General features: G+C 61.8%; 21 protein-coding genes and 1 tRNA gene. 7 read left to right on the top strand and 15 right to left on the bottom strand.

Annotated features, from left to right (window positions below; translation table 11 throughout):
- Positions 1 to 31: 31 nt before the first annotated feature.
- The 4 genes from LNV09_RS13190 to LNV09_RS13175 all read right to left on the bottom strand — a co-directional run bounded on the left by LNV09_RS13190 (position 32) and on the right by LNV09_RS13175 (position 5,221).
- A complete protein-coding gene (locus LNV09_RS13190) occupies positions 32 to 1,798 on the bottom strand; it encodes a ShlB/FhaC/HecB family hemolysin secretion/activation protein (protein ID WP_263557528.1) in 1,767 nt (588 codons plus the stop codon).
- Positions 1,799 to 2,092: 294 nt separating this feature from the next.
- On the bottom strand, positions 2,093 to 4,102 hold the full coding sequence (locus LNV09_RS13185) for a S9 family peptidase (protein ID WP_263557527.1): 2,010 nt from the start codon (positions 4,100 to 4,102) through the stop codon (positions 2,093 to 2,095).
- Positions 4,099 to 4,335, bottom strand: a complete 237-nt coding sequence (locus tag LNV09_RS13180; protein ID WP_263557526.1) for a hypothetical protein — start codon at positions 4,333 to 4,335, stop codon at positions 4,099 to 4,101. Before LNV09_RS13180 ends, LNV09_RS13185 begins: the two co-directional genes overlap by 4 nt.
- Positions 4,336 to 4,366: 31 nt before the next feature.
- Positions 4,367 to 5,221 (bottom strand): AAA family ATPase, encoded by an 855-nt coding sequence (locus LNV09_RS13175; RefSeq protein WP_263557525.1) that lies wholly within the window; start codon positions 5,219 to 5,221, stop codon positions 4,367 to 4,369.
- Positions 5,222 to 5,309: 88 nt separating this feature from the next.
- Between LNV09_RS13175 and LNV09_RS13170 the strand changes: the two genes are divergently transcribed.
- From LNV09_RS13170 to LNV09_RS13160, 3 genes are all read left to right on the top strand, one after another.
- A complete protein-coding gene (locus LNV09_RS13170; protein WP_263557524.1) occupies positions 5,310 to 5,993 on the top strand; it encodes a c-type cytochrome in 684 nt (227 codons plus the stop codon).
- Between the two features lie 150 nt (positions 5,994 to 6,143).
- Positions 6,144 to 7,421 carry a cyclic di-GMP phosphodiesterase gene (locus LNV09_RS13165; RefSeq protein WP_263557523.1) on the top strand — a complete coding sequence of 426 codons (1,278 nt, stop codon included), beginning with the start codon at positions 6,144 to 6,146 and terminating at the stop codon, positions 7,419 to 7,421.
- Positions 7,422 to 7,512: 91 nt separating this feature from the next.
- The gene (locus LNV09_RS13160; RefSeq protein WP_263557522.1) at positions 7,513 to 9,099 is read left to right on the top strand and encodes an ABC transporter substrate-binding protein; all 1,587 of its coding nucleotides are present in this window, start codon (positions 7,513 to 7,515) and stop codon (positions 9,097 to 9,099) included.
- A 100-nt stretch (positions 9,100 to 9,199) separates the two neighbouring features.
- Here LNV09_RS13160 and LNV09_RS13155 read toward each other — a convergent pair.
- The 4 genes from LNV09_RS13155 to prfB form a co-directional block, all read right to left on the bottom strand.
- Positions 9,200 to 9,275: transfer RNA gene (locus LNV09_RS13155), tRNA-Thr, on the bottom strand.
- A gap of 8 nt (positions 9,276 to 9,283) precedes the next feature.
- Positions 9,284 to 10,312: a class 1 fructose-bisphosphatase gene (locus LNV09_RS13150; protein WP_263557521.1), complete on the bottom strand. Its 1,029-nt coding sequence runs from the start codon at positions 10,310 to 10,312 to the stop codon at positions 9,284 to 9,286.
- Between the two features lie 39 nt (positions 10,313 to 10,351).
- Positions 10,352 to 13,036: an aminopeptidase N gene (pepN, locus tag LNV09_RS13145; protein ID WP_263557520.1), complete on the bottom strand. Its 2,685-nt coding sequence runs from the start codon at positions 13,034 to 13,036 to the stop codon at positions 10,352 to 10,354.
- A 93-nt stretch (positions 13,037 to 13,129) separates the two neighbouring features.
- A protein-coding gene (gene prfB / locus LNV09_RS13140) for a peptide chain release factor 2 (RefSeq protein WP_263557519.1) occupies positions 13,130 to 14,234 on the bottom strand; the annotation gives its coding sequence in 2 pieces (ribosomal slippage) (positions 13,130 to 14,152 and positions 14,154 to 14,234; 1,104 coding nt in all).
- 165 nt (positions 14,235 to 14,399) lie between these two features.
- Here prfB and LNV09_RS13135 point away from each other — a divergent pair.
- Together LNV09_RS13135 and LNV09_RS13130 are read left to right on the top strand one after the other, a co-directional pair.
- Complete coding sequence (locus LNV09_RS13135; RefSeq protein WP_263557518.1) at positions 14,400 to 14,693, top strand: YggT family protein; 294 nt, start codon at positions 14,400 to 14,402, stop codon at positions 14,691 to 14,693.
- A complete protein-coding gene (locus LNV09_RS13130; protein ID WP_411969282.1) occupies positions 14,690 to 15,010 on the top strand; it encodes a DUF4212 domain-containing protein in 321 nt (106 codons plus the stop codon). The genes LNV09_RS13135 and LNV09_RS13130 overlap by 4 nt, the downstream gene beginning before the upstream one ends.
- On the opposite strand, the gene LNV09_RS13125 is transcribed toward LNV09_RS13130, so the two are convergent.
- On the bottom strand, positions 14,965 to 15,873 hold the full coding sequence (locus tag LNV09_RS13125) for an alpha/beta fold hydrolase (RefSeq protein ID WP_263557516.1): 909 nt from the start codon (positions 15,871 to 15,873) through the stop codon (positions 14,965 to 14,967). The two genes, LNV09_RS13130 and LNV09_RS13125, sit on opposite strands and share 46 nt — an antisense overlap.
- Before the next feature lie 101 nt (positions 15,874 to 15,974).
- On the opposite strand from LNV09_RS13125, the gene LNV09_RS13120 reads away from it, so the two are divergent.
- Positions 15,975 to 16,454, top strand: coding sequence for a GNAT family N-acetyltransferase (locus tag LNV09_RS13120; protein WP_263557515.1), 480 nt, complete (start codon positions 15,975 to 15,977; stop codon positions 16,452 to 16,454).
- On the opposite strand, the gene arsC is transcribed toward LNV09_RS13120, so the two are convergent.
- Positions 16,442 to 16,801, bottom strand: coding sequence for an arsenate reductase (glutaredoxin) (gene arsC / locus LNV09_RS13115; RefSeq protein WP_263557514.1), 360 nt, complete (start codon positions 16,799 to 16,801; stop codon positions 16,442 to 16,444). The genes LNV09_RS13120 and arsC overlap by 13 nt on opposite strands.
- A 110-nt stretch (positions 16,802 to 16,911) precedes the next feature.
- Between arsC and LNV09_RS13110 the strand changes: the two genes are divergently transcribed.
- A complete protein-coding gene (locus tag LNV09_RS13110) occupies positions 16,912 to 18,654 on the top strand; it encodes an acetate--CoA ligase (protein ID WP_263557513.1) in 1,743 nt (580 codons plus the stop codon).
- An 8-nt stretch (positions 18,655 to 18,662) separates the two neighbouring features.
- Here the strand turns inward: LNV09_RS13110 and LNV09_RS13105 are convergent, their stop codons facing one another.
- From LNV09_RS13105 to LNV09_RS13085, 5 genes are all read right to left on the bottom strand, one after another.
- Positions 18,663 to 19,457 carry a hypothetical protein gene (locus LNV09_RS13105; protein ID WP_263557512.1) on the bottom strand — a complete coding sequence of 265 codons (795 nt, stop codon included), beginning with the start codon at positions 19,455 to 19,457 and terminating at the stop codon, positions 18,663 to 18,665.
- 67 nt (positions 19,458 to 19,524) lie between these two features.
- The gene (locus LNV09_RS13100) at positions 19,525 to 20,214 is read right to left on the bottom strand and encodes a hypothetical protein (protein WP_263557511.1); all 690 of its coding nucleotides are present in this window, start codon (positions 20,212 to 20,214) and stop codon (positions 19,525 to 19,527) included.
- Positions 20,211 to 20,849 (bottom strand): hypothetical protein, encoded by a 639-nt coding sequence (locus LNV09_RS13095; RefSeq protein WP_263557510.1) that lies wholly within the window; start codon positions 20,847 to 20,849, stop codon positions 20,211 to 20,213. Before LNV09_RS13095 ends, LNV09_RS13100 begins: the two co-directional genes overlap by 4 nt.
- On the bottom strand, positions 20,846 to 21,073 hold the full coding sequence (locus tag LNV09_RS13090) for a helix-turn-helix domain-containing protein (protein ID WP_263557509.1): 228 nt from the start codon (positions 21,071 to 21,073) through the stop codon (positions 20,846 to 20,848). Before LNV09_RS13090 ends, LNV09_RS13095 begins: the two co-directional genes overlap by 4 nt.
- Positions 21,073 to 21,633: a DUF2975 domain-containing protein gene (locus tag LNV09_RS13085; RefSeq protein WP_263557508.1), complete on the bottom strand. Its 561-nt coding sequence runs from the start codon at positions 21,631 to 21,633 to the stop codon at positions 21,073 to 21,075. Before LNV09_RS13085 ends, LNV09_RS13090 begins: the two co-directional genes overlap by 1 nt.
- Between the last annotated feature and the right edge of the window lie 27 nt (positions 21,634 to 21,660).

The raw sequence follows: 21,660 nt of genomic DNA, 5'->3' as shown, positions 1-21,660 counted from the left end.
AAATCTTTTGGGGAAGGCGAGCGGGCTTGCTTCAGAAGGGCAGGCTGGCTTGCAGCCACAAGCGGCTGCGCTTGAGCGTGCCGTCTTGGTCGAGACCTGCCGGGTTGGCCAAGGGGTTGCCGCCGCTGCGCCGCGCCAGCGTGGCCCGTAGATCCAGGTTTTGCGGCCCCGTCCAGGCGATGCTGAGGCCCGCGCCTTGCAGCGTCGCCTGATTGATCTTGGGCGCCCCGGCGAAGCTGTTGTCGACATTGACCTGGACGCGGCCCCAGTCGTAGAAGGCCACGCCGCGCAAATCACCGGGCACGATGCCGGGCAAACTCGCGCGCAGCTCCAGATTGACGATCCGCCCGCGCGCACCGCCGGACTCGCTGCTGGGGTAAGCGCGTACGCCTTGGGCACCTCCGAGATAGAACTTCTCGGAGGAGTCGAGGTTGCGGTCACTGTATTGACCGGCCAGGCCGAGGTAGGCTGACAGGCTGCGGCTCAGCATTTGCTGGCGGCTGAAGGCGTAGCGCAGCTTGGTGAAGCTGCCCTGCGTCTTGGGGCCGGCCGCATCGACGGCGGCATTGGGCGAGCCGGCAAGCTTGAGTTCGCCCTGGTTGAGTAGCAGGCCGGCGGCATTGGCGCCGCCGCCGCCCAGGCTGTCAAATAGATTGCCGCTCAGGCCGGCCGAGACCGTGCGAGAGCGATAGTCGCTGCTGACGCTGCCATTGGCTTCGTTGTAAAAATCCTTGTGCTCGACGCTGAATTGCACCGTTAGATTCCGCTCGCGGCTGCGCAGCAGCGGAAAGCTCGCGTCCAGCGCCCGGGTGCTGGTCCGGCCCTTGGACTGCAGGGCAGCGAAATCGGCGCCGACCAGTTGATAGCGCATGCTTGATGCATTGGCTCCAGCCCGCCAACCCTGCACGCCAAGAGGCGCGGATACGGCGAAGCGCCCATAGTCACTGCCCTCGGTGTGGCTGAGATTGGCGCTCAGCGCATCGCCACGCCCCAGCCAGCCATTCAAGCCTAGTCCCGCATTCAAGCGTGCGGCGCCGGTGGAGCGGCTGCCGGCGTTATCGCCTCCGACATCGCCGATTAGCAGCGGGCCATCCTCCAGTTTGAGCAAAAGATCGGTTTCACCGGCCGCGCTGCCGGCCACCAGGCTGCCGCTGCTGCTGACGCCGGGCAAGTCGCTGAGCAACAACAAGGTGCGGTCCAGCGCGTTGAGGTTCAGCGCCGCGCTGGGCGCTTGTTGAGCGGCGACCATCGCTTGGGCGCGCTCTCGGTTAAATCGAGTGTTGCCGGAGTCAAGAAAGCGCAGCGCGCCGAAACGGGCTTCTTCGATTTGTAGGCTGATCACGCCGTCGGTGATGTCTTGCGGGGGTAAATACACCCGGGCCAGCCAGCCGGCTTGTGCGTAGGCCTCGCTTACTGCGGCCGCCGCGCGTTGCAATTCGCCCAGGCCGAGCTTGCGGCCCCGGTAGTCTGCAAGCGCGCTTTGCAAGCTAGCGTCATTGAGCAGAAGGTTGCCCGCCAACTCGAAGCGCTGCACTTGCACTTGGCGGCCGCCGGTCAAGGTGGATTCCACGGCCTGGCGCAGGCGCGGAGTTTGGTCCTTGCTGGGTGGCAGCAGTTGCGGCGAGCTTTGGCGCTGTTGCTGCAGCAGGCTACCGGCGTCCGGCGGGGTCTGCGCCATTGCTTGCACGGCCAGCAGGGGCGAGGCACAGAGCCAGAGCAGCAACTGCTTTGGCAGGTTCGGTTTAAAGCCATCGCCTTGCGAGGACAGTAGAGATGCGACGCGAGGGCTTGAAGACATTCTTGGCCTAAGGGAGAGGAGCGGTGATTTGACTGACTGGTCCGTGCTGATGAATTCGACGGACGCAGGCCGGCCGAGGCGCAGTTCGAGTCCTTGCCTGATTGTGTCAATGGCAGCTGCTGTTGGTGGTGATGAAGTACGCTGTGAACAGGTCGCTTTTTGTGTCAAGCCTGCGGCCAGTCAGTGGCCAATCAACGGCCATTCAATGGCCAATTGCTTGGGGCTGCTGACGAAAAAAAGCCCTGCGCCGCATTCAGCGGGCAGGGCGATTTGGGCTTAGCAGGTTTGCTTGGCTCAGCTCTTTAGGCCGCGCGTCCCTTTGCCGCCGTGGCGCTTGAGCCAATCAAAAAACTCACCGTACCAGAGCTTGCTGTTTTGCGGCTTGAGCACCCAATGGTTTTCGTCCGGGAACCACAGCAGGCGCGCGTCGACGCCGCGCGATTTGAGCGTGTTGTAGTAGGCCAGACCCTGGGCGTCGGGCACACGGTAGTCGAGCGCGCCGTGGATGACCAGCGTGGGCGTTTGCATGTGCTGGGCAAAATTGACCGGGCTTTGGGCGGCGACTTTTGCCGGGTCGACCCAGTAGTTGGCGCCCAGTTCTTTGACATGCCAGGTGTAGCAATCGTCGGCATACATGGCTTGCCAGTCGAAGCAGCCGGCGTGGCAGATATAGGCTTGGTAACGCCCAGGCTCCACATGCCCGTTCATCCATGCGACCATGAAGCCGCCGTAGCTGCCGCCGGTGGCGTAAATGCGGCCTTTGTCGGCCCAAGGCTTCTTCAAGATCCAATCGGTGCCGGCCTCGATGTCTTGCAACTCCAGCTCGCCCCAGCGGTGCGTGATCGAGTCCAGAAAAGCATGGCCGAAGCTGGATGAGCCATGGTAGTTGACGGCGGCGACGACATAGCCCTCGGCGGCAAAGAGCTGATGGTTCCAGCGCCAATGCCAGCTGTCACCCATGGCGGTGTGCGGGCCGCCGTGGATCAGATGCATGACCGGGTATTTCTTCTTGGCGTCGAAGCCGGGCGGGTAGGCCAGCCACATTTGCACCTGCTCGCCCTGTGCGCCGGCGTAGAAGACTTCCTCGATCTTGGAGAATTTGTGCGCTGCCAGCAAGTCAGCGTTGAAGGACTCGATGCGCTGCGCCTTCTTCTCCTCATCCAGCACCGACAAGCGCGGCGGGAAGTGAATGCTGTCGTGGTTGATGACGATCACGCCCGCAGCGGCCGCGAAGCTTGTTGCATGGCCGCCTTCGAATTCGATCGCAGCCGAGGCGGCTGGCAGGTCAAAGCGCCAGAGGTGGCGCCGGCCGGCCTGCTCGGCGCAAAACAGCAGCGATAAGTCATCCTCGGCCCAGACCAGGGGTGCGGCGACTTCGCGGTCCCAGTCGGCCGACACCACCGCCCATTGGCCATGGGTATCCAGCACCGCCAGTTGCGCCGGCATCGTGTGCTTGAGGCCCTGGTTGCTGGCCAAAAACGCCAGATGCCGGCCGCCGTGGCTGTAGCGCGGTGCGCCAAAATCCCAGGCCGCGTCTTGCAAGAGGGTGCGGAATTCGCCTGATTTAAGCGTTAGCTCGGCCAGCGCAAAGCAGTTGCCGACTTTCTTCTCGGCCGCAGGATCGAAGGCAAAGACGATGCGGCGGCCATCGGGCGAGATGTCGAAGCATTCATTGCCCGCGTCGGCGCGGCTGAGTTCGAAGTCACTGCCTTCAAACAGGTCTTGGGTCTTGCCGCTCTTGACGTCGATGACATGCAGATGGGCGACCCGCCCCATCGGAATGCTGTGATCCCAGTAGCGGTAAAACGCTTCGCTGGTGACATAGCCGGTCTGCTTGCGCGCCTTGAAATCTTTGTGCGCCTTGGCCTGCGCTTTTGAGCCCTTGAGCTCGGGCCAGACCCAGGAGATGAAGGCGATGCGGCGGCCGTCGGGGAACCACTTGAAGGCCTCCACGCCAGTGGCGATGGGGCCGAGCCGTCGTGCTTCGCCACCGTCCGGCGCAATCACATAAAGCTGCGCTTCTTCGTCCTTGACGCCTTCTTGCTCGCGCTTGGCCAAAAAGGCGATCAACTCACCCGTGGGACTCCACTGCGGTGTGCCGTCTTTGTCGCCTGCACTGGTCAAGCGGCGCGGCTCTCCGCCCAGCGCGGACAATAGATACAGGCTGGAGCGACTCTTGTTCTCTGCCATATCGAACTGCGACAAGCTGGCCACTGCTTGTGCGCCATCGGGCGACAGGCTGGGCGCGCCGACGCGCTCGATTTGCCAGAGTGCGTCGACATCAAATTTACGAGTCTTGCTCATGCTTTATCCGATGGAAAAAATTGCTTCAAAAGGCGACGAAACAGCAGGCGCCCGGCCCCGCAGCCGAGCACGATGAAGAGCAGGCCGGTGACTTGCGGCAAGCCCCAGCCGGGCGTGTTGACGAAGTCATAGCCAAAAAGAATGCCAAGTTGCCAGCCAGCCAGGGCGCCCAGTACGAAACCACCGGCATCGGCCAAGCCTTCAAGGGCAGCATTTTTGAGGGGAGAGGTCATGGTCTGTCTTGTGGTTTTGGATCTGCTCAAGTCAGCGGTTATGGCGCTGCATCTGTATGAGCTTTTCGAACAGGGTCAGGTCTTGCTCGTTCTTGAGCAGGGCGCCAACCAACGGCGGAATGCTGACGCGCTCATCCTGGCTTTGCAGCGCTGAAGTCGGGATGTCCTCGGCCACCAGCAGCTTGAGCCAGTCGAGCAGCTCCGAAGTGGACGGTTTCTTCTTCAGGCCCGGCAAGTTGCGCACGTCGAAGAAGGTCTTCAGCGCGGCCGCCAGCAGCTCTTTCTTCAGGCCTGGGAAATGCACGTCGACGATGGCCTGCATGGTCGCCGGGTCGGGGAACTTGATGTAGTGAAAGAAGCAGCGGCGCAAAAACGCGTCGGGCAACTCTTTTTCATTGTTGGAGGTGATGAAAACCAGCGGGCGATGCTTGGCCTTGATCAGTTGACGGGTCTCGTAGACATAGAACTCCATCCGGTCGATCTCGCGCAACAAGTCGTTGGGGAATTCGATGTCGGCTTTGTCGATCTCGTCGATCAGCAAGGCCACCGGTTGATCGGCCTCGAAAGCCTGCCAGAGCACGCCCTTGACGATGTAGTTCTCGATGTTCTTGACCTTTTCGGCACCTTCAATGCCGGAGAGCTGGCTGTCCCGCAGGCGGCTGACGGCGTCGTACTCGTACAGGCCTTGCTGGGCCTTGGTGGTCGACTTGATATGCCATTGCAGCAGCGGCATGCCCAAAGCGGCGGCCACTTCCTCGGCCAGCATGGTCTTGCCGGTGCCGGGTTCGCCCTTGACCAGCAAGGGGCGCTGCAAGGTGGCGCTGGCGTTGACGGCCAGCATCAAGTCAGCGGTGGCAACGTATTGGTCGGAACCTGCAAATTTCATGGCTTAGATCAAACGTAATATAGGTTCGAATGAGTATAGGGGCGGCCTCTATAATGCCGATCGGATTCAGAACAAGACCCCTGGGACTATGAAAAAACTGCTGCAGATCTCGCTCGCCTTGGCCGCCTCGTTTTGCGCCAGCGCCTCCGCTAATGCCCAAGCCCAGGCCCCGGCCGATGCCAAGGCGAATGGTTCGGCTCAGACCTCGGTACAAACCAAGGTTGCCATGTGCATCGGTTGCCATGGCATCCCTGGCTACCAAGCCAGCTTTCCCGAAGTGCACAAGGTGCCGATGATTGCCGGGCAAAACGCCAAGTACATCATTTCGGCCTTGAATGCCTACAACAAGGGTGAGCGCAAGCACCCGACGATGCGCGGCATCGGCCAGCATTTGAGCGAGCAAGACATGGCCGATGTGGCCGCCTATTACGAGAAACAAGCCGGCGTGCCGCCGGTGCCCGAGACCGTCACGCCGCCTAGCGCTCAAGTGGCCGAGTTGTTGAGCAAGGGGGCCTGCGCGTCCTGCCACGGCGCCAACTTCAGCAAGCCGATTGACGGCGCTTACCCGAAGCTGGCCGGTCAGCATGCCGACTATCTGTATGTGGCGCTGAAGTCCTATCAAGCCGAAGGTAAGGCGACCTATGGGCGCAACAACGCGATTATGGCGGGCCAGGTCAAGCAGTTCAGCCACACCGAGTTGAAGGCGCTGGCCAATTACCTGGCCTCTTTGCCGGGCGAGTTGCGCACTGTGCCGCAGAGCAAGTTCCGCTGAGCCCACGCATTGAACCAGCCTGCTGGTTTGGCCTGAAACGCAAAAAAGTCGCCTAAATGGCGGCTTTTTTTATGCAATTCGGCAAATGCAAAATGATGCACAGGGCAGATACTCAAGTGTTGACTCCGCAATGAGTCGTTTGGGCCAGCGATGCTAAAAAAGATACCCACCCAGCAGGTCGAGTTGGGCATGTTTCTCCAGTCGATGGAGGGCTCATGGCTATCGCATCCTTTTTGGAAGACCAAGTTTGTGTTGCGGGATCAAGCCGACTTGGATGCTTTGCTGAGGAGCGGCGTGCCGGCGGTTTGGATCGATGTCAGCAAGGGAGCTGACTTGGCCGCAGAAGAACCCGGCGGCCCGCCGACCGACTTGGCGGCGGCAGACTTGCCGGCTGCAGCGCCTGCAGCTCCTGTAGCGCCCCTGGAACCCCAACTGCCCCTTGGCAGCCCAATCAATCCTCCGCCCAAGCCCGGCGCCCGGGCTGCACGTGTGACCATGGGCGCAGAGATGGAGCAGGCCACGCTGTTGATGAACCGCTCGCGCGAGCAGATCACGGCCTTGTTCGGCGAGGCCCGTATGGGCAACGCGATCAACAGCGAGCAATGCCAGCCCTTGGTGGAGGAGATCGCCAATTCGGTCGCCCGCAACCCGTCGGCCTTGATCAGCCTGGCACGGCTCAAGACCAAGGACGACTACACCTATATGCACTCGGTCGCGGTATGTGCATTGATGGTGTCCTTGAGTCGGCAGCTCGGCCTAGATGAAGACCAGGCCCGTGAGGCGGGCATGGCCGGACTTTTGCACGACATCGGCAAGATGGCGATGCCTTTGGAGATACTGAACAAAACCGGTGCCTTGACTGATGCCGAGTTCACGGTGATTCGCTCGCATCCGGTGCGGGGCTATCAAATGCTCAAGGAAAGTGGCGGTGTGTCCGCTTCAGCGCTGGATGTCTGCTTGCACCATCATGAAAAGATGGACGGCACCGGCTACCCGCAAAAGCTCAAGGGCGAGCAGATCAGCTTGCTGGCGCGCATGGGGTCGGTCTGCGATGTCTATGACGCGATCACCTCGACCCGGCCCTACAAGGCGGCCTGGGATCCGGCCGGCTCGATTCAACGCATGGCGCAATGGACGGGACAGTTTGATCCGGTCGTGTTCAAGGCTTTCGTCATGTGCGTGGGTATCTACCCGGTTGGCAGCTTGGTCAAGCTGGAGTCAGGTCGCTTGGCGGTGGTACTGGATTTGAACTCTCAGAACTTGGCCGCACCGGTGGTGCGCGTGTTTTACTCAACCCGCTCTAAGCTGCCCATCTCGGTGCAGACGCTTGACTTGTCCGACGCGGCCGTGACTGACCGCGTCGTCGGTCGCGAGTCGCCGCAGGACTGGGGCTTTACGCATTTGGATGAGATTTGGCGCAAGGTCTGAGTTAGATCAAGCTCCCATAGGTTTACCCCGAGCCGCTGGTCGGCGCTCCTTGCCTAAACTCGGCGCAGCATCAATCGGCGGGAGACCCGGGATGAAGAAAAATATAGCTGCTGTTGTTCTGCTGGCCTTCGCTCAGCTGGGCCAAATGGGAGTGGCGCAGGCGCAGACACTGCGCTGGGCCAGCCAGGGCGACCCACAGACCATGGACCCGCATTCGCAAAACGAGAGCATGACCAATATGGTCAACGGTCAGATTTATGAGCGCCTGACTCGGCGCGACCGCAAGCTGAATATCGTGCCGGGTCTTGCCACCGAATGGACGCAAGTCTCGCCGCTGCTGTGGCGCTTCAAGCTGCGCCCCGGCGTGAAGTTTCATGACGGTCGCCCCTTTACGGCCGACGATGTGGTGTTCTCCGTCCAGCGCGCCGCCGCACCGACCTCGCAAATATCCGTTTACGCCAATGCGGTGGGCACCGCGCGCAAGGTCGATGACTTGACGGTCGAGTTTCAGCTGAGCAGCTATAACCCGATCTTTCTGCAGCATCTGGACACGCTCTGGATCATGAGCAAATCATGGTCCGAGGCCAATCGCGCAGTGCGACCGCTTGACTTCAAGAACAAGGAGGAGAGCTTCACCAGCATGAATGCCAACGGCACCGGCCCCTTTATGCTGCAAACGCGCCAACCTGGCGTCAAGACGGTCTTCAAGCGCAATCCGGCTTGGTGGGGCAAGTTTGATGGCAATGTGCAGCAAATGGTGTTCACGCCGATCGGTAATGACGCCACGCGTTTGGCGGCCCTGGTGTCGGGCGAGATCGACTTTGTGCTCGACCCGGCGCCACGCGATGTGCCGCGCCTGCGCAATACCAGCGGCGTCAAGGTGATTGATGGGCCAGAGAACCGCATCATCTTCATTGGCATGGATCAGGCCCGCGACAAGCTGCTTTACGCCAATGTGGCCGGCGACAAAAACCCATTTAAAGACATTCGCGTGCGCAAAGCACTCTATCAAGCGGTTGACGTGGAGGCGATGCGCGTCAAGCTGATGAACGGCCTGAGCCAGCCTACCGGCAGCCCGACGCCTTCGGCGACGGCGAGTTTTTATGATGCCGCGTTGGAAGCCCGTTATCCCTATGACATGGCCGCCGCGCGCAAGCTGATGGCGGAAGCCGGCTACCCGGACGGCTTCGAAGTCACACTTGATTGCCCGAACAACCGCTACATCAATGACGAAGAGATTTGCCAGGCCTTGGCCGCGATGTGGGCGCAGTTGAAGGTCAAAGTGCGGGTCTCGGCGATGCCGCGGGTGACCTTTTTCCCCAAGCTGGAAAAGCTAGACACCAGCTTGTTTCTCTACGGCTGGGGTGGTGCCATCAATGACGCCGAGTCCATCATGACGCCGGTTTACCGTAATCGCGGTGACAGGGGCGTCGGTTTGTATAACTATGGCAATGTGCATAACGACAAGTTCGATGCATTGGCGGCGCAGTCATCGGTCGAGCCCGATGCGGCCAAGCGCGAGCAATTGATCAAGGCCGCGCTGACCGAGTACAAAGAGCAATTCCATGTGCTGCCGTTACACCGCCAGATGATCCCCTGGGCGGCGCGCAGCAATGTCAATGTAGTGCACCGGGCCGACAACTGGCTGGAGCTGGCTTGGGTGACGGTGGGGAATTGATTGACCTGCGGCGCTTGGTAGGCTCGCGCCGGCCCTCCCAAGCGCCGACCACAAACAACAAAGCCCAGAGGGTTAGTCTGGGCTTTGTTGTTTGTGTTGATGGTGCCGGAGAGATGAATCGAACACCCGACCTTCTCATTACGAATGAGCTGCTCTACCGACTGAGCTACACCGGCATCAAGCCCTAGATTCTAGCTTTATTTTTGTCGGCGGCCAGATGGTAGTCGGTGACGCGCTCGACTTCTTTCTTCGAGCCCAGCACCACGGCGACACGCTCGTGCAACTGTGTGGGCTGCAGGTCCATGATGCGCTGGCGGGCGTTGGTGGCGGCACCTCCGGCTTGTTCGACCAGGAAGGCCATCGGGTTGGCCTCGTACATCAGGCGCAGCTTGCCGGCCTTGTTGGGTTCGCGCTTGTCCCAGGGGTAGAGGAAGACACCACCACGGGTCAGGATGCGGTGTACGTCGGCCACCATGGAGGCGATCCAGCGCATATTGAAGTCTTTGGCGCGCGGCCCGGTGCTGCCGGCCAAGGCTTCGTCGATATAACGCGTTACCGGTTCGTCCCAATGGCGCATATTCGACATATTTATGGCGAATTCTTTGGTGTCCTCGGGGATCTTGACGTCTTCGCTGGTCAGCACGAAGGAGCCTTGCTCGCGGTCCAAGGTGAACATCGCCACACCTTGGCCGAAGGTCAAGACCAGCGTGGTCTGCGGGCCGTAGACGCAGTAACCGGCTGCAACCTGCGCGGTGCCGGGCTGCAGGAAGTCGTCTTCCGACACGCCCTTGCTGCCCTCGGCCTTCTTCAAGACCGAGAAGATCGTGCCGATCGAGACGTTGACGTCGATATTGCTGGAGCCGTCGAGCGGGTCGAACATCAGCAGGTATTCGCCTTGCGGGTAACGGTTGGGCACGATGTGGATGCCTTCCATTTCCTCGGAGGCCATCGCCGCCAAGTGGCCGCCCCATTCGTTCGCTTCGATCAGCACTTCGTTGGCGATGATGTCGAGCTTCTTCTGGATCTCGCCCTGCACGTTTTCGCTGCCTGCCGTGCCCAGCACTTCACCCAAAGCGCCCTTGGTGACACTGATGGAGATGCGCTTGCAAGCGCGCGCCACCACCTCGATCAAGAGCCGCAGTTCCTGCGGGATCTGGCCATATTGGCGCTGCTGTTCGATCAGGTATTGGGTCAGGCTGATGCGTCGGGTCATGATGTTGGGAAATCCAGAGTTAGTGGCTTGAGCAGCTTATCAAGCAGCCGTGACTGAAGCTAGCGCGCGGCTGATCACTTCGCGCACATCATTGGACAAGTCGGCCTTGGCCGCAACGCGGCGAATTGCCTCCAGCGCGGCGCTGCGATAGGCGGGTGCCAAGCTGCTCCAACGGTCCATCACGCGGGCCAGGCGGCTGGCGATTTGCGGGTTGATCGCGTCCAGTGCCAAGACCTGCTCGGCCCAGAACACATAACCCGCTGCATCAGCGCGGTGGAAGGCGGCCGGGTTGTACATGCACAGCGAAAACAGCAGGCTGCGCGCACGGTTCGGGTTCTTCAGCGTGAAGTCGGCATGCTTGGTCAATTGCTTGACGCGGGCAAAGGTCTTGCCGTCTTGCTCGGGCGCACGGCCCTGTAGCGCGAACCATTTGTCGACCACCAGCGGGTCGTCCCTGAACAGCTCGTGGAAGCGCTCCAGCGCGCTGTCGGCCAGTTCGGCATGTGCATTGACCAAGGCGGCCAAGGCGCCCAGGCGGTCGGTCATATTGCCGGCGTCCTTGAAACGCTGGTAGGCGCGGCCCGGCCAGACGCTGTCTTGCACGCGCGGCGCGTCCAGCACCAACATGCTGAGGGCCAGATTGGCGAGCGCGCGTTTGCCGCTGGAGACCGGGTCCGGCGAGTAGCCGCCCTTGACCTGGTTGGCCTCGAAGGCGCTGATCCAATCGTCGCGCAGTGCTGCGGCCAATTGTTCTTGGGCAGCTTGTACGACCGCGTGAATAGCCTGCGGATCGACCACCTCCAACTGCTCGGCAATATAGCCTTCGCCCGGCAAGGTCAGCGCCAGTTCCTTGAAAGCCGCGTCCAGCTGTGGGTGGCGCAGCACGGCGCGCATCGCATCCAAGTAGGCTTGATCAAGTTGCAGCGCGGCGCCGCTCTGCAATGCCGCGAGGATGCGGTTCAGCGCCAGGCGCTGGCCAGCTTCCCATCGATTGAAGGCGTCGCTGTCATGCTGCAACAGCACCAGCAGTTCGGCGTCACTGAGGCCGTCGTCCAGGATCACCGGCGCGGAGAAGTCTCGCAGCAGCGAGGGCACCGGCGCCGTGCTGACGTTGATGAAGACAAAGCTTTGCTCGGCCTGCTCCAGCACCAGCACATGGTCCGTGCCGACTGCGGCGGCTTCGCCCTGTAAATGCAAAGGCAAGGACTGACCCTCGGCACTCAACAGGCCCATGGCGACCGGAATCACCTGCGGCAATTTCTCGGGCTGGCCCGGTGTGGCGCGTGAATGTTGACTCAGCGTCAGCGTGTACGTTTGCGCGGCTGCGTCATAGACGCCGCGCGCCTTCACATGAGGCGTGCCGGCCTGCGAGTACCAGCGCTTGAAGGCATCCAGGCGAGTCGTCAGCGCCGAGCCAGGGTTGGCATCGGCGATGGCGGCGGCAAACTCATCGCAAGTGACGGCTTGGCCGTCATGGCGCTCGAAGTAGAGCTTGAGGCCGGCTTCGAAGCCAGCGCGCCCGACCAGGGTCTGGTACATGCGCACGACTTCCGAGCCCTTTTCGTAAATCGTCGTCGTGTAGAAATTGTTGATTTCCACATAACTGTCTGGCCGCACAGCGTGGGCCATGGCGCCGGAGTCCTCGGGAAACTGCGCGGCGCGCAAATTGCGCACGTCCTGGATGCGGCAAACGGCGCGGGCCGAGGCGCTGCCGGCCATGTCCATGCTGAATTCTTGATCGCGGAAGACCGTCAGGCCTTCTTTCAGCGAGAGCTGGAACCAGTCGCGGCAGGTGACGCGGTTGCCGGTCCAGTTGTGGAAGTACTCGTGCGCGACGATGGACTCGATGCGGCCAAAGTCCGCGTCGGTGGCGGTGGCGGCCGAGGCCAGGAGCGCCGAGGTGTTGAAAATGTTCAGGCCCTTGTTTTCCATCGCGCCCATATTGAAGTCGGACACGCCGACGATCATGAAGCGCTCCAGATCCAGCGGCAAATTGAAGCGCGCTTCGTCCCAGACGATGGAAGCGATCAGCGAGTTCATGGCGTGTTCGGTCTTTTCCAGGTCGCCGCGACGCACATAGACCTGCAGCAAATGATCTTTGCCGGCACGCGTGCGTACGCGCTGCTCGCGTGCCACCAGATCACCTGCCACCAGTGCGAACAAATAGCTCGGCTTCGGGAAGGGGTCATGCCATTTGGCGAAGTGGCGGCCATTCGGCAGATCACCGCTTTCCAGCAGATTGCCATTCGACAGCAGCACCGGGTACTTGGCCTTGTCGGCACGCAGCAGCACGGTGTAGACGGCCATCACATCGGGGCGGTCCAGGAAGTAGGTGATGCGGCGGAAGCCCTCGGCCTCGCATTGCGTGAAGAAACTGCCGCCCGAGGTGTAGAGGCCGTTCAGCGTGGTGTTCTTGTCGGGCGCACAGGTGTTGCGCAGCTCCAAGGCGAAATCGGCGTCGGGCGCGTTGTCGATCACCAGTTGATCGCCGTCCTGGCGGAAGGACACGCTCTCGCCATCGATCAGCACACGCAGCACATTCAGCGCCTCGCCGTGCAGGCGCAGCGGGCCATGGGCGACGTCGCGATTGCGCTCGAGTTGCATCTTGGCCGTGACCAAGGTCTTGGCCGGGTCCAGATCAAAAGTCAGGTCGATGGTGCGAATCCAGAACGCGGGAGCTTGATAGTCTTCGCGGCGAATCAGGGTGGCAGTGCCTTCACGCATGGCGGGCATCCTTGGGTGGCTTGATGGGATGAAAACCCCGCAAACGGCGCGGGGTCATTGAGGAGTTCAGAGCGAAGTACTTGGGTCCTAGGCTCAGACGCCTTGCTTCAGGCTTTCAGAGATGAAGGGGTCGAGGTCGCCGTCCAGCACTTTCTGGGTGGCCGAGGTCTCGTAGTTGGTGCGCAAATCCTTGATGCGACTCTGATCCAGCACATAGCTGCGAATCTGATGGCCCCAGCCGACATCGGTCTTGGTGTCTTCGAGCTTTTGCTGCTCTTCCATGCGCTTGCGCATTTCGAAATCGTACAGGCGTGAGCGCAGGCGCTTCCAGGCCACATCGCGGTTGCCATGCTGGCTGCGGCCGTCCTGGCACTGCACGACGATGCCGGTCGGAATATGCGTCAGACGCACGGCCGAATCGGTCTTATTGATGTGCTGACCACCGGCGCCGGAGGCGCGGAAGGTATCGGTGCGCACATCGGCCGGGTTAATGTCGATCTCGATCGAGTCATCCACTTCGGGGTAGACAAACAACGAAGCAAAGCTGGTGTGGCGCCCGCCCGAGCTGTCGAACGGGCTCTTGCGCACCAGGCGGTGCACGCCGGTTTCGGTGCGCAGCAGGCCGAAAGCGTACTCGCCCTCGACCTTGATGGTGGCGCTCTTGATGCCGGCCACATCGCCCGGTGTTTCGTCTTCCAGCGTGGTCTTGAAGCCCTTGCGCTCGGCGTATTTCAGGTATTGGCGCAAGAGCATGCTTGCCCAGTCGCAGGCCTCGGTGCCGCCGGCGCCGGCCTGGATGTCGACAAAGCAGTTCAGCGGATCGGCCGGGTTGTTGAACATGCGGCGGAATTCCATCTGCTCGACGGTTTCCTTCAGCTTGGCTGCATCGCCTTCGATAGCAGCCAGACCGTCGAAGTCTTCATCGGCCTTGCTCATCTCGTACAACTCGAGGTTGTCGGCCAGATTGCTTTCGAGGTGATTGATGGTCTCAACCACGTTCTCCAACGTGCGTTTTTCCTTGCCCAACTCCTGGGCGCGCTTGGGTTCGTTCCAGACGCTGGGGTTTTCTAAAGCGGCATTGACTTCGTTCAGGCGCAGGGCTTTGCGGTCGTAGTCAAAGATACCCCCTTAGCGCGGCAGTCCGCGCTGTCAGATCGGTCAGGGAGACGCCGATGGCGTTGATGTGTTCGATGTCCATGTTCTTTTCCTTGCGGCACCGGTCGACTGAATGCGCTGAAGTGCAGCAGTTCTCGACCGTCCAGAGTCCGCTATTTTCACACGGCCGGGCCGGCTCATAGCATCAGGGCCGGAATCAGGGCTTTCAGCCTGTTACTTGGGGTCAGATTGCGGCACACTCGCGGCCATGTTGCTGTTCACCACTGCCTTGAAGATGTGGGCCGAAATTGCCTTGATGACCTTGGCGGCACAGGCATTGTTGGCCCTGCTCGCCGGCCAGTCGCGGGCGCGCAACCCCATTTATCAGGTGCTGCAATGGCTGACCCAGCCCTTGCTGGCACCGTTGCGCCGGCTGATGCCGGCCGCAGCGGAGCCGCGTTTGCGCTGGCTGCTGGCGGCAGCCCTGGGCTTGGTCTGGTTGATCTCGACGGGGCTGAAGCTGCAATATTGCTTGAGCGTGGGTGTCTCGCAATGCCTATGAGTCCAAGCAAAAGCGAGCTTGCACCTTCGATGGAGTCACTGGCGGCTCACTCGATCTATTGGCAGCGCAGCCGTCGCCTGAGCTTTGGGCTGTTGTTGATCTGGGCTGTGGCCACCTTTGGAGGCATCTTTTTTTCCCGCGAGCTGAACTTCAGCTTCTTCGGCTGGCCCTTCAGTTTTTGGCTGGCCGCGCAAGGATTGTTGTTGCTGTACTGCGTCTTGATTGCCTATTACGCATGGGCTGCGCGCAAGCTCGACGAGGCTTACCGGGATCAGCTCAGAAAGGATTCGATCGCTGCTGCAAGTGCCTCCGGCTGATCGTGATGCAACATATGGCCGGCGTCGGCCAAGATTTGCCGTTGTACGTTTGGCACGACGCTCAAGCGGCTCTCAAAGTCGCTGCGCGGGTAGCGTGTGCCCCAGAACTTCGTCAGGTCGGTGCAGGCACCCTCGACCCAGAGCAAGGGCGCATCAATACGCGCCCAGGTGGCCAGGATTTCGTCCTTGCGGTAGAGCATGGGGTTGGCGCGCTTGTGCGCCGGGTCGGCCAGGATGTGCCAAGCGCCGCCTACTTCGCGCGACCAATGCGGTGCCAGCCAGGCCGCTTTAAGGGCCGGCAAGCGCGGGTTGGTCTTCATCAGGCGTGCGGCCACCGCCGCCAGATCCGGATAGCTTTTCAGCTCCTGCGGCTGCTTCAAATCGTCCAGCCATTTCGCCAGCCGACCGGGCGCTTGGCTAGCCTGCGTCTCGGGCAGACCGAAGCCTTCCAGATTGATCAAGCGGCGCACACGGTCCGGGCGTACGCCGGCATAACTCATCACCACATTGCCACCCATGCTGTGGCCCAAGAGGTCCACCGGCTGCTCGGGGCTGAGCGTGTCCAGCAAGGCGTCGAGGTCGCCCAGATAGTCGGGGAACCAGTAGGCGTCGGCGCCGCTGCCGGCAGTCAGCCCGAAACCACGCCAGTCCATGCTGATCACTTGGCGCGCTGGCTGCTTTTGCAGCGCGTCGACGACGAATTGGAAAGAGGCGCCGACGTCCATCCAGCCATGCAGCATCACCAGGGTTGGCACGTTAGCATCCAGGCGTCCGCCCCATTGCAAGACATGGTGGCGCAAGCCCCGCAGCTCGATGAAGCGACTTTGGTGCGTGCGGCGGGCAAGGTAGGTGGGGGCAGTCATGCGGCGCACTGTAGCCCGGCGACAGACGATGTGGCTGTCGGCTGCGTGACAGGTCTGAGTCGTCAAAACAGCGACATAAATTCACGGGCAGAATCCGCGGCATGAATCCCTACTCCATACGTCCCGCCGAAGCACGCGATGTGCCGGCCATCGTCGGCTTGATTGGCGACTTGGCCGAGTTCGAGCAACTCACGCATATGCTGACGCTGACGGCCGACAAGCTGGAGCCCTATCTGTTCGGCCCCAAACCGGTGGTTGAGGCCTTGGTCGGGGAGATTGAGGGCGAGGTGGTCGGCTTCGCGCTTTTCTTCACCAACTTCAGTACCTTCTTGGCCAAGCCCGGCCTCTATTTGGAAGACCTCTATGTGCGCCATGCGCACCGCCGGACCGGCCTGGGCAAGGGCTTGCTGACCCGTTTGGCGCAGATCGCCAATGAGCGTGACTACGGCCGCTTCGAATGGAGCGTACTGGAGTGGAACGAAGACGCAATCCGCTTTTACGAAAACATGGGCGCCAGCGTGATGCCTGACTGGCGAATCTGCCGGCTCAGCGGCGATGCCTTGACGCGTTACAAGGCCTGAAGCAGCCACTCGGTCAGTAATTCGGGCGGCCGCGCGATCAGCGCCTTGGCCTCCAACTCCACGATCGGCCGCTGCAGCAGCTTGGGGTGAGCCGCGATGGCGGCCAAGAGTTCGGCGTCGCTCAGTTCAGGGCGAGCCAAGTCCAGCGCGGCGTACTCGTCTTCACCGCTGCGCAGCATCGCGCGTGCCGGCAGATTCAATTTTTGTTGCAAGCAGCTCAGCTCAGCCAAAGACAAGGGGGCTTTCAAGTAGTCAATCACTTCGACGGCGTGGCCGCTGACTTGCAGCAAGCTCAGCGCCTCGCGGGACTTCGAACAGCGGGGGTTATGAATCAAACGGATATGCATGTGCGAAGTTTAGTTTGGCCAAGGCAGTCCTTAGGGCATTCCATGAGAGCCGTTCGGCCGCTCATCGCTACCATGGCCGACTTGCTGGCGACACAAAAAGGGCAGTCTTGATGGAAAACTCTGTTGTTCAATCAAGTGATGACTATGCTGCCCTGTATGCCGAGTTCCGTTGGGCGGTGCCGGCTGAATTCAATCTGGCCGAGGTCTGCTGCGCCCGCTGGGCGCGCGACACGCCGGATGCCTTGGCGATCATCTTCGAGGGCGATGGAGGTTGCCGTGCCCAGTACAGTTATGGCCAGTTGCAGCGCGCCGCCAACCGTTTGAGCAATGCCTTGCGGCGCCGTGGTGTGCAGCGCGGTGACCGGGTCGCCATCGTGCTACCTCAGCGCTTTGAGACGGCGGTGGCCCATATCGCCATCAGCCAACTCGGCGCGGTGGCCATGCCCTTGTCGCATCTGTTCGGCGCGGATGCACTGGGCTTTCGTTTACGCGACAGCGGCGCTGTGCTGGCGATTGCCGATGAAGTTGGGTTGCCGCTGCTGCAGGCCTTGCGGCCCAGTTGCCCGGCGCTGCGCGAGTTGATCGCGGTGGGCGGGGTTCCGCAGGGCGAGCACGAGGTGTGCTGGATGCAGGCCTTGCAGGCCGAGGCCGCGCGCTTCAGCGCCGTGCACACCGGTGCCGATGATGCCGCCTTGTTGATCTACACCAGCGGCACGACCGGCGACCCCAAAGGTGCCTTGATCCCGCAGCGCGCCTTGCTCGGCAACCTGAGTGGCTTTGTCGCCAGCCAGAATTGGTTTGGCTTTGACCCGGCCGATCCGGGCAAGAAGTCGGACGCGGTGTTCTGGAGCCCGGCTGATTGGGCCTGGACCGGCGGCTTGATGGATGCCTTGCTGCCGACGCTGTATTTCGGCCGGCCCATCGTTGCCTACCAGGGGCGTTTTGCGCCGGAGAAGGCTTTCGAGCTGATGCAGCGCCACGGCGTCACCCACACCTTCTTGTTCCCTACGGCCCTAAAAGCCATGCGCAAGGCTGTGCCTCAGCCGACTAAACGCTATGTGCTCAAGCTGCAGGCCATCATGAGTGCGGGCGAGGCGGTCGGTGAGGCGGTGTTCGCTTATTGCCAGAGCCAACTCGGCGTGACGGTCAATGAGATGTTCGGCCAAACCGAGATCAACTATGTGGTCGGCAACTGCAGCCGCTTCTGGCCGGCTCGGCCAGGCAGCATGGGGCGGGCGTTGCCGGGCCACCGGGTGGCGGTGATTGATGAGGCGGGCCAGGTTTGCGAGCCCGGCATCAGCGGCGAGGTGGCGGTGCACAGGCGGGATACGCATGGCGCGCTCGACCCGGTGTTCTTTTTGGGCTACTGGGCCAATCAGGCGGCCACCGACGCCAAGTTCGTCGGCGACCCGGCCAATAGCTGGTGTCGCACGGGCGACCGGGCCCGCATGGACGCCGACGGCTATTTCTTTTTTGAGGGCCGCAGCGACGATATGTTCAAGTCCGCCGGCTACCGCATCGGACCCGGTGAGATCGAGAACTGCTTGGTCAAACACCCGGCGGTGGCCAACGCGGCGGTGGTGCCCAAGCCGGATGCCGAGCGCGGTGCGCTGGTCAAGGCCTATGTGGTCTTGAGCCCGGGGCACTTTGAATCGGCCGATTTGGTGGCCGAGTTGCAAGCCCATGTGCGTGCGGCTTTGGCGCCCTACGAGGCGCCAAAAGAAATCGAGTTCACAGACTCGCTGCCCATGACGACCAGCGGCAAGCTGCAACGCCGCGTGCTGCGCCTGCAAGAGGAGCAGCGCGCCCAGCACAAGAGTTCACGCGCCAAGCGTCAAGCCGCACTGGTTTGAGCGGACCATCAATTCTGGCCGCTGACGCGCAGGCTTAGGGTCGTGTCGGTGGGTGCCAGCAGACGGGCTGTATCGGGCCAGCGTTCTTGGCCGGTCAGCGTCGTGCATTGGCGCCGGGCGGCGGCCGTTTTCTTTGCGGCACCGACCTCGTCGGGGTCCAACTCCTTCGGCTCGGCGCTCAGCGCAATCGTCAGCAACTGGCCGGCGGTGTTGGCGGATTTGCCGGCGGCCGGATCGGGCCACTCCAGCTCCCAGTTGGCTTGCGCGCTGCAAATGCGCACGCCTTCCGCTTGCGGAAAGGCCCAGCGCAGATACCAGGGCAGGATTTCGCTGCGCATGGTTCTGGCGGTGTTCATGATTTTTCGCACCGTCGCCAAATCGAGCTGCTCGGGCTTGACGGTCAATAAGAGCTTGCCGCTCATCTTGGCCGTGCCTTTGACCAAATTAGTCGCGATTTCTGCGTCTTTGGCCTGCTCTTTGGGCAGCACGGGCAACTCGAAACTACCGTCTGCCTTGATGACGATCGGCACATAGGCATCGGCATGCATCACGGCCAGCTTCGGCGCCGCCGGTAGTGGCACCTTGGGGTCCTTGGCCTCTAACTTGAATTCCAGTCGGAACAGGCCTTGCCCGTAGCGTTGCACCATGCTCAGCACCTCGTTCATTCGGCCGTAGGGCTGAATGCTGTTGTCACGTTTCATATTGACCGAGACGGCGTCGAGGACTTCGGTTTGTTGCGGGGGGGTGTCTTGGGCCTGCACTGCCGCAGTAGACAGCGCCATCATGGCGGCGCCGAGGAGCATTGATCGAGTCGGTAGTTTCATAGTAGAGATGCTTGTTTGGGTCGAAAAAATTGGTGAAGCGGGCGGGCTAGTCTTTGCACTTGGACATCAGCTTGGCGCCCATGCGGGCGCTCTCGTCAAACGGGTTCAGTTGCGAGTTGCGGGTGTCTTGCACGTCGATACAGCTGCTGCCCTGGCGAAAGCGTCGATGCCCCGGATTGATGATTTCTTCGCGCAGGCTGGGGTCGCTGCCGAGTGCTGCGGCCATGCGCTCACCCATATCGGGGCGGTGTGAGTTGCCGCGAGGATCCTGCGCCGCCATTTGTGCCGGCGTGCTCTGCGCAGCGGAGGCCGGCCTCGCCGGCAGGCCGAGCTTGAGTCGTTCAGGGCTCGGCGCCAATGGGCTTGGCTTGAGTTCTTTGGCAGGGTTTAGCGCTGCTGTCTCCGCGCCGCTGTTGCTGATCGAAATGCCCGGGCTTGGCACCGGTCGCGCGGCCAAGTTGTCGGTTCGCTGCTGTGCTGTTAAACGTGGCGCCAAGCTTGGTTTCAAGCGAAGCAAGGGCGGCTCAACGTCCTCCGCAGCTTGCTTCTTGGCGAGCAACAGAGGTATTGGAATCAGCCATCCACTGCTCACTTTCGGCTCAGGCGCCGAGGGCTCAGAACGACGCACTTCTCGCAGCAAAGCCCACATCAAGAGGTGCAGCAGCAGCACGAGCAGCCAGCCCCAGCGTGCGGCGACCGAGCGTTGGTCCAGATAGCCGCTTGAAGCCCGCGTCATTTTGCGCATTTGCCGCGTGCTTCGGCCAACAGCCAAAACGGTGCGCTCAGCAAGCCCATGCCGCCGCCTAGGAAGTCGCCCTTCAGGCAGTCACCGGTGCCGGCCTTCTTGATTTCCTGGCCCAGTATTTCGGATCGTTCGAGTGGCGGGCCGTCGCCCATCGCAGTCGCTGCGCGCTCCGACAACAAGGGGCTGCGACTGGCTTGGCGCAACGCGCGCCGGGTGGCCTCGGTGTTGATCAAGAGGCCGGGGCTGGCGACAGCGGCTGTTGGAAGCGGCGCCGAAGCCGCCGCTTCCATGGCCTCGGTCGCCAGCGAGGGCGTCACGCCTTCTTGGATGGCGGGCGGCTTGGGGGCGGTTATCGGGGCGGTTATCGGGGCGCGGGCCTTCATCGCGAGGGGCTGCGCTGGCGGCTGGGTCGCAGCCGGCATGGGCATCGCCGCCGGTTTTGGTTTTGGAACAAGAGGTGCCGCCAGCAATCGCATCTCGATGCGCGCCGTGGTCGCCGGCGTTGGCTTGCTGTGCCGCCATTGCGAGGCCAGCCCCAGCCCAATTGCGAGGTGCAGCAAGGCCAGCAGCGGCAGCAGAGCGAGTTGGCGCCGGCGTCGTGCGGCGTCCGCTTCAAAGGTCATCATGCTTGCGGCGGCAACTCGGGTCCGTCTAGATAAATGAGCAGTTCACCGGGCTGGCATTGCAAGGCTTGGCAGATGGCCGCCAAGGTGTCGAAGCGCACGCCGCGTACCTTGCCTGATTTCAGCAGCGACAAATTCGCCTCGGTGATGCCCACCGCCTCGGCCAACTCGCGCGAGCGCATCTTGCGCTTGGCCAGCATCACGTCCAGCGTCACTTGAATCGGCATCAGACGAACTCCGCGTTCTCTTGTGCCACCCGCGCCGCCTCTTGCATCACGATGCCGATGACCAAAACCGCGAGGCCAAAACCGAAACTGGTGAAATGCTCGAACCCTAGGCCGACCACCAGTTGGCGTTGGCCGGGTGGGTTGCCCATGGTCAGCGCCAGCACGCCCAAGGTGGTGGACAGTGGCTGGGCGACGGCGTTCACCATCAGCGCCGCGCCGAGGCGACGCAAATGAGTGGCCGGGCCGGCTTTGAAAATCTCGCCGCGCCGGTAGTAGCCGAACAGGGACCAGATCTGCCAGAGCGCAAACAACAAGACGGCACTCGGCAGGCAACTGCCCAGCCAGCCCCAAAAGCGACTGCCGGCGTCGAGTTGCAAAGGCCCACTCTTGCTGATCCAACTGGTGCGCGCAACCGACTCCAGCCATTCTGGCTGGCTCCACAGCAGCGCCGGGGCCAGCACCAGGGCCACCGCGCCCAGCAGGCAAAAAAGCCGCACCCACCAGCTCAGCCTGCGCACGCGGGCAAGCTTGTCACTGTCTTGATGGGGCCTTGAGTCCATGGGCATGTTTAGGTAATTGCAATAATT

It is taken from the genome of Paucibacter sp. B2R-40 (assembly GCF_025717555.1).
Lineage (GTDB): Bacteria > Pseudomonadota > Gammaproteobacteria > Burkholderiales > Burkholderiaceae_C > Paucibacter_A.
Note: the sequence above shows the minus strand (reverse complement) of the source record. Positions and strands in the feature narration are given on the sequence as shown.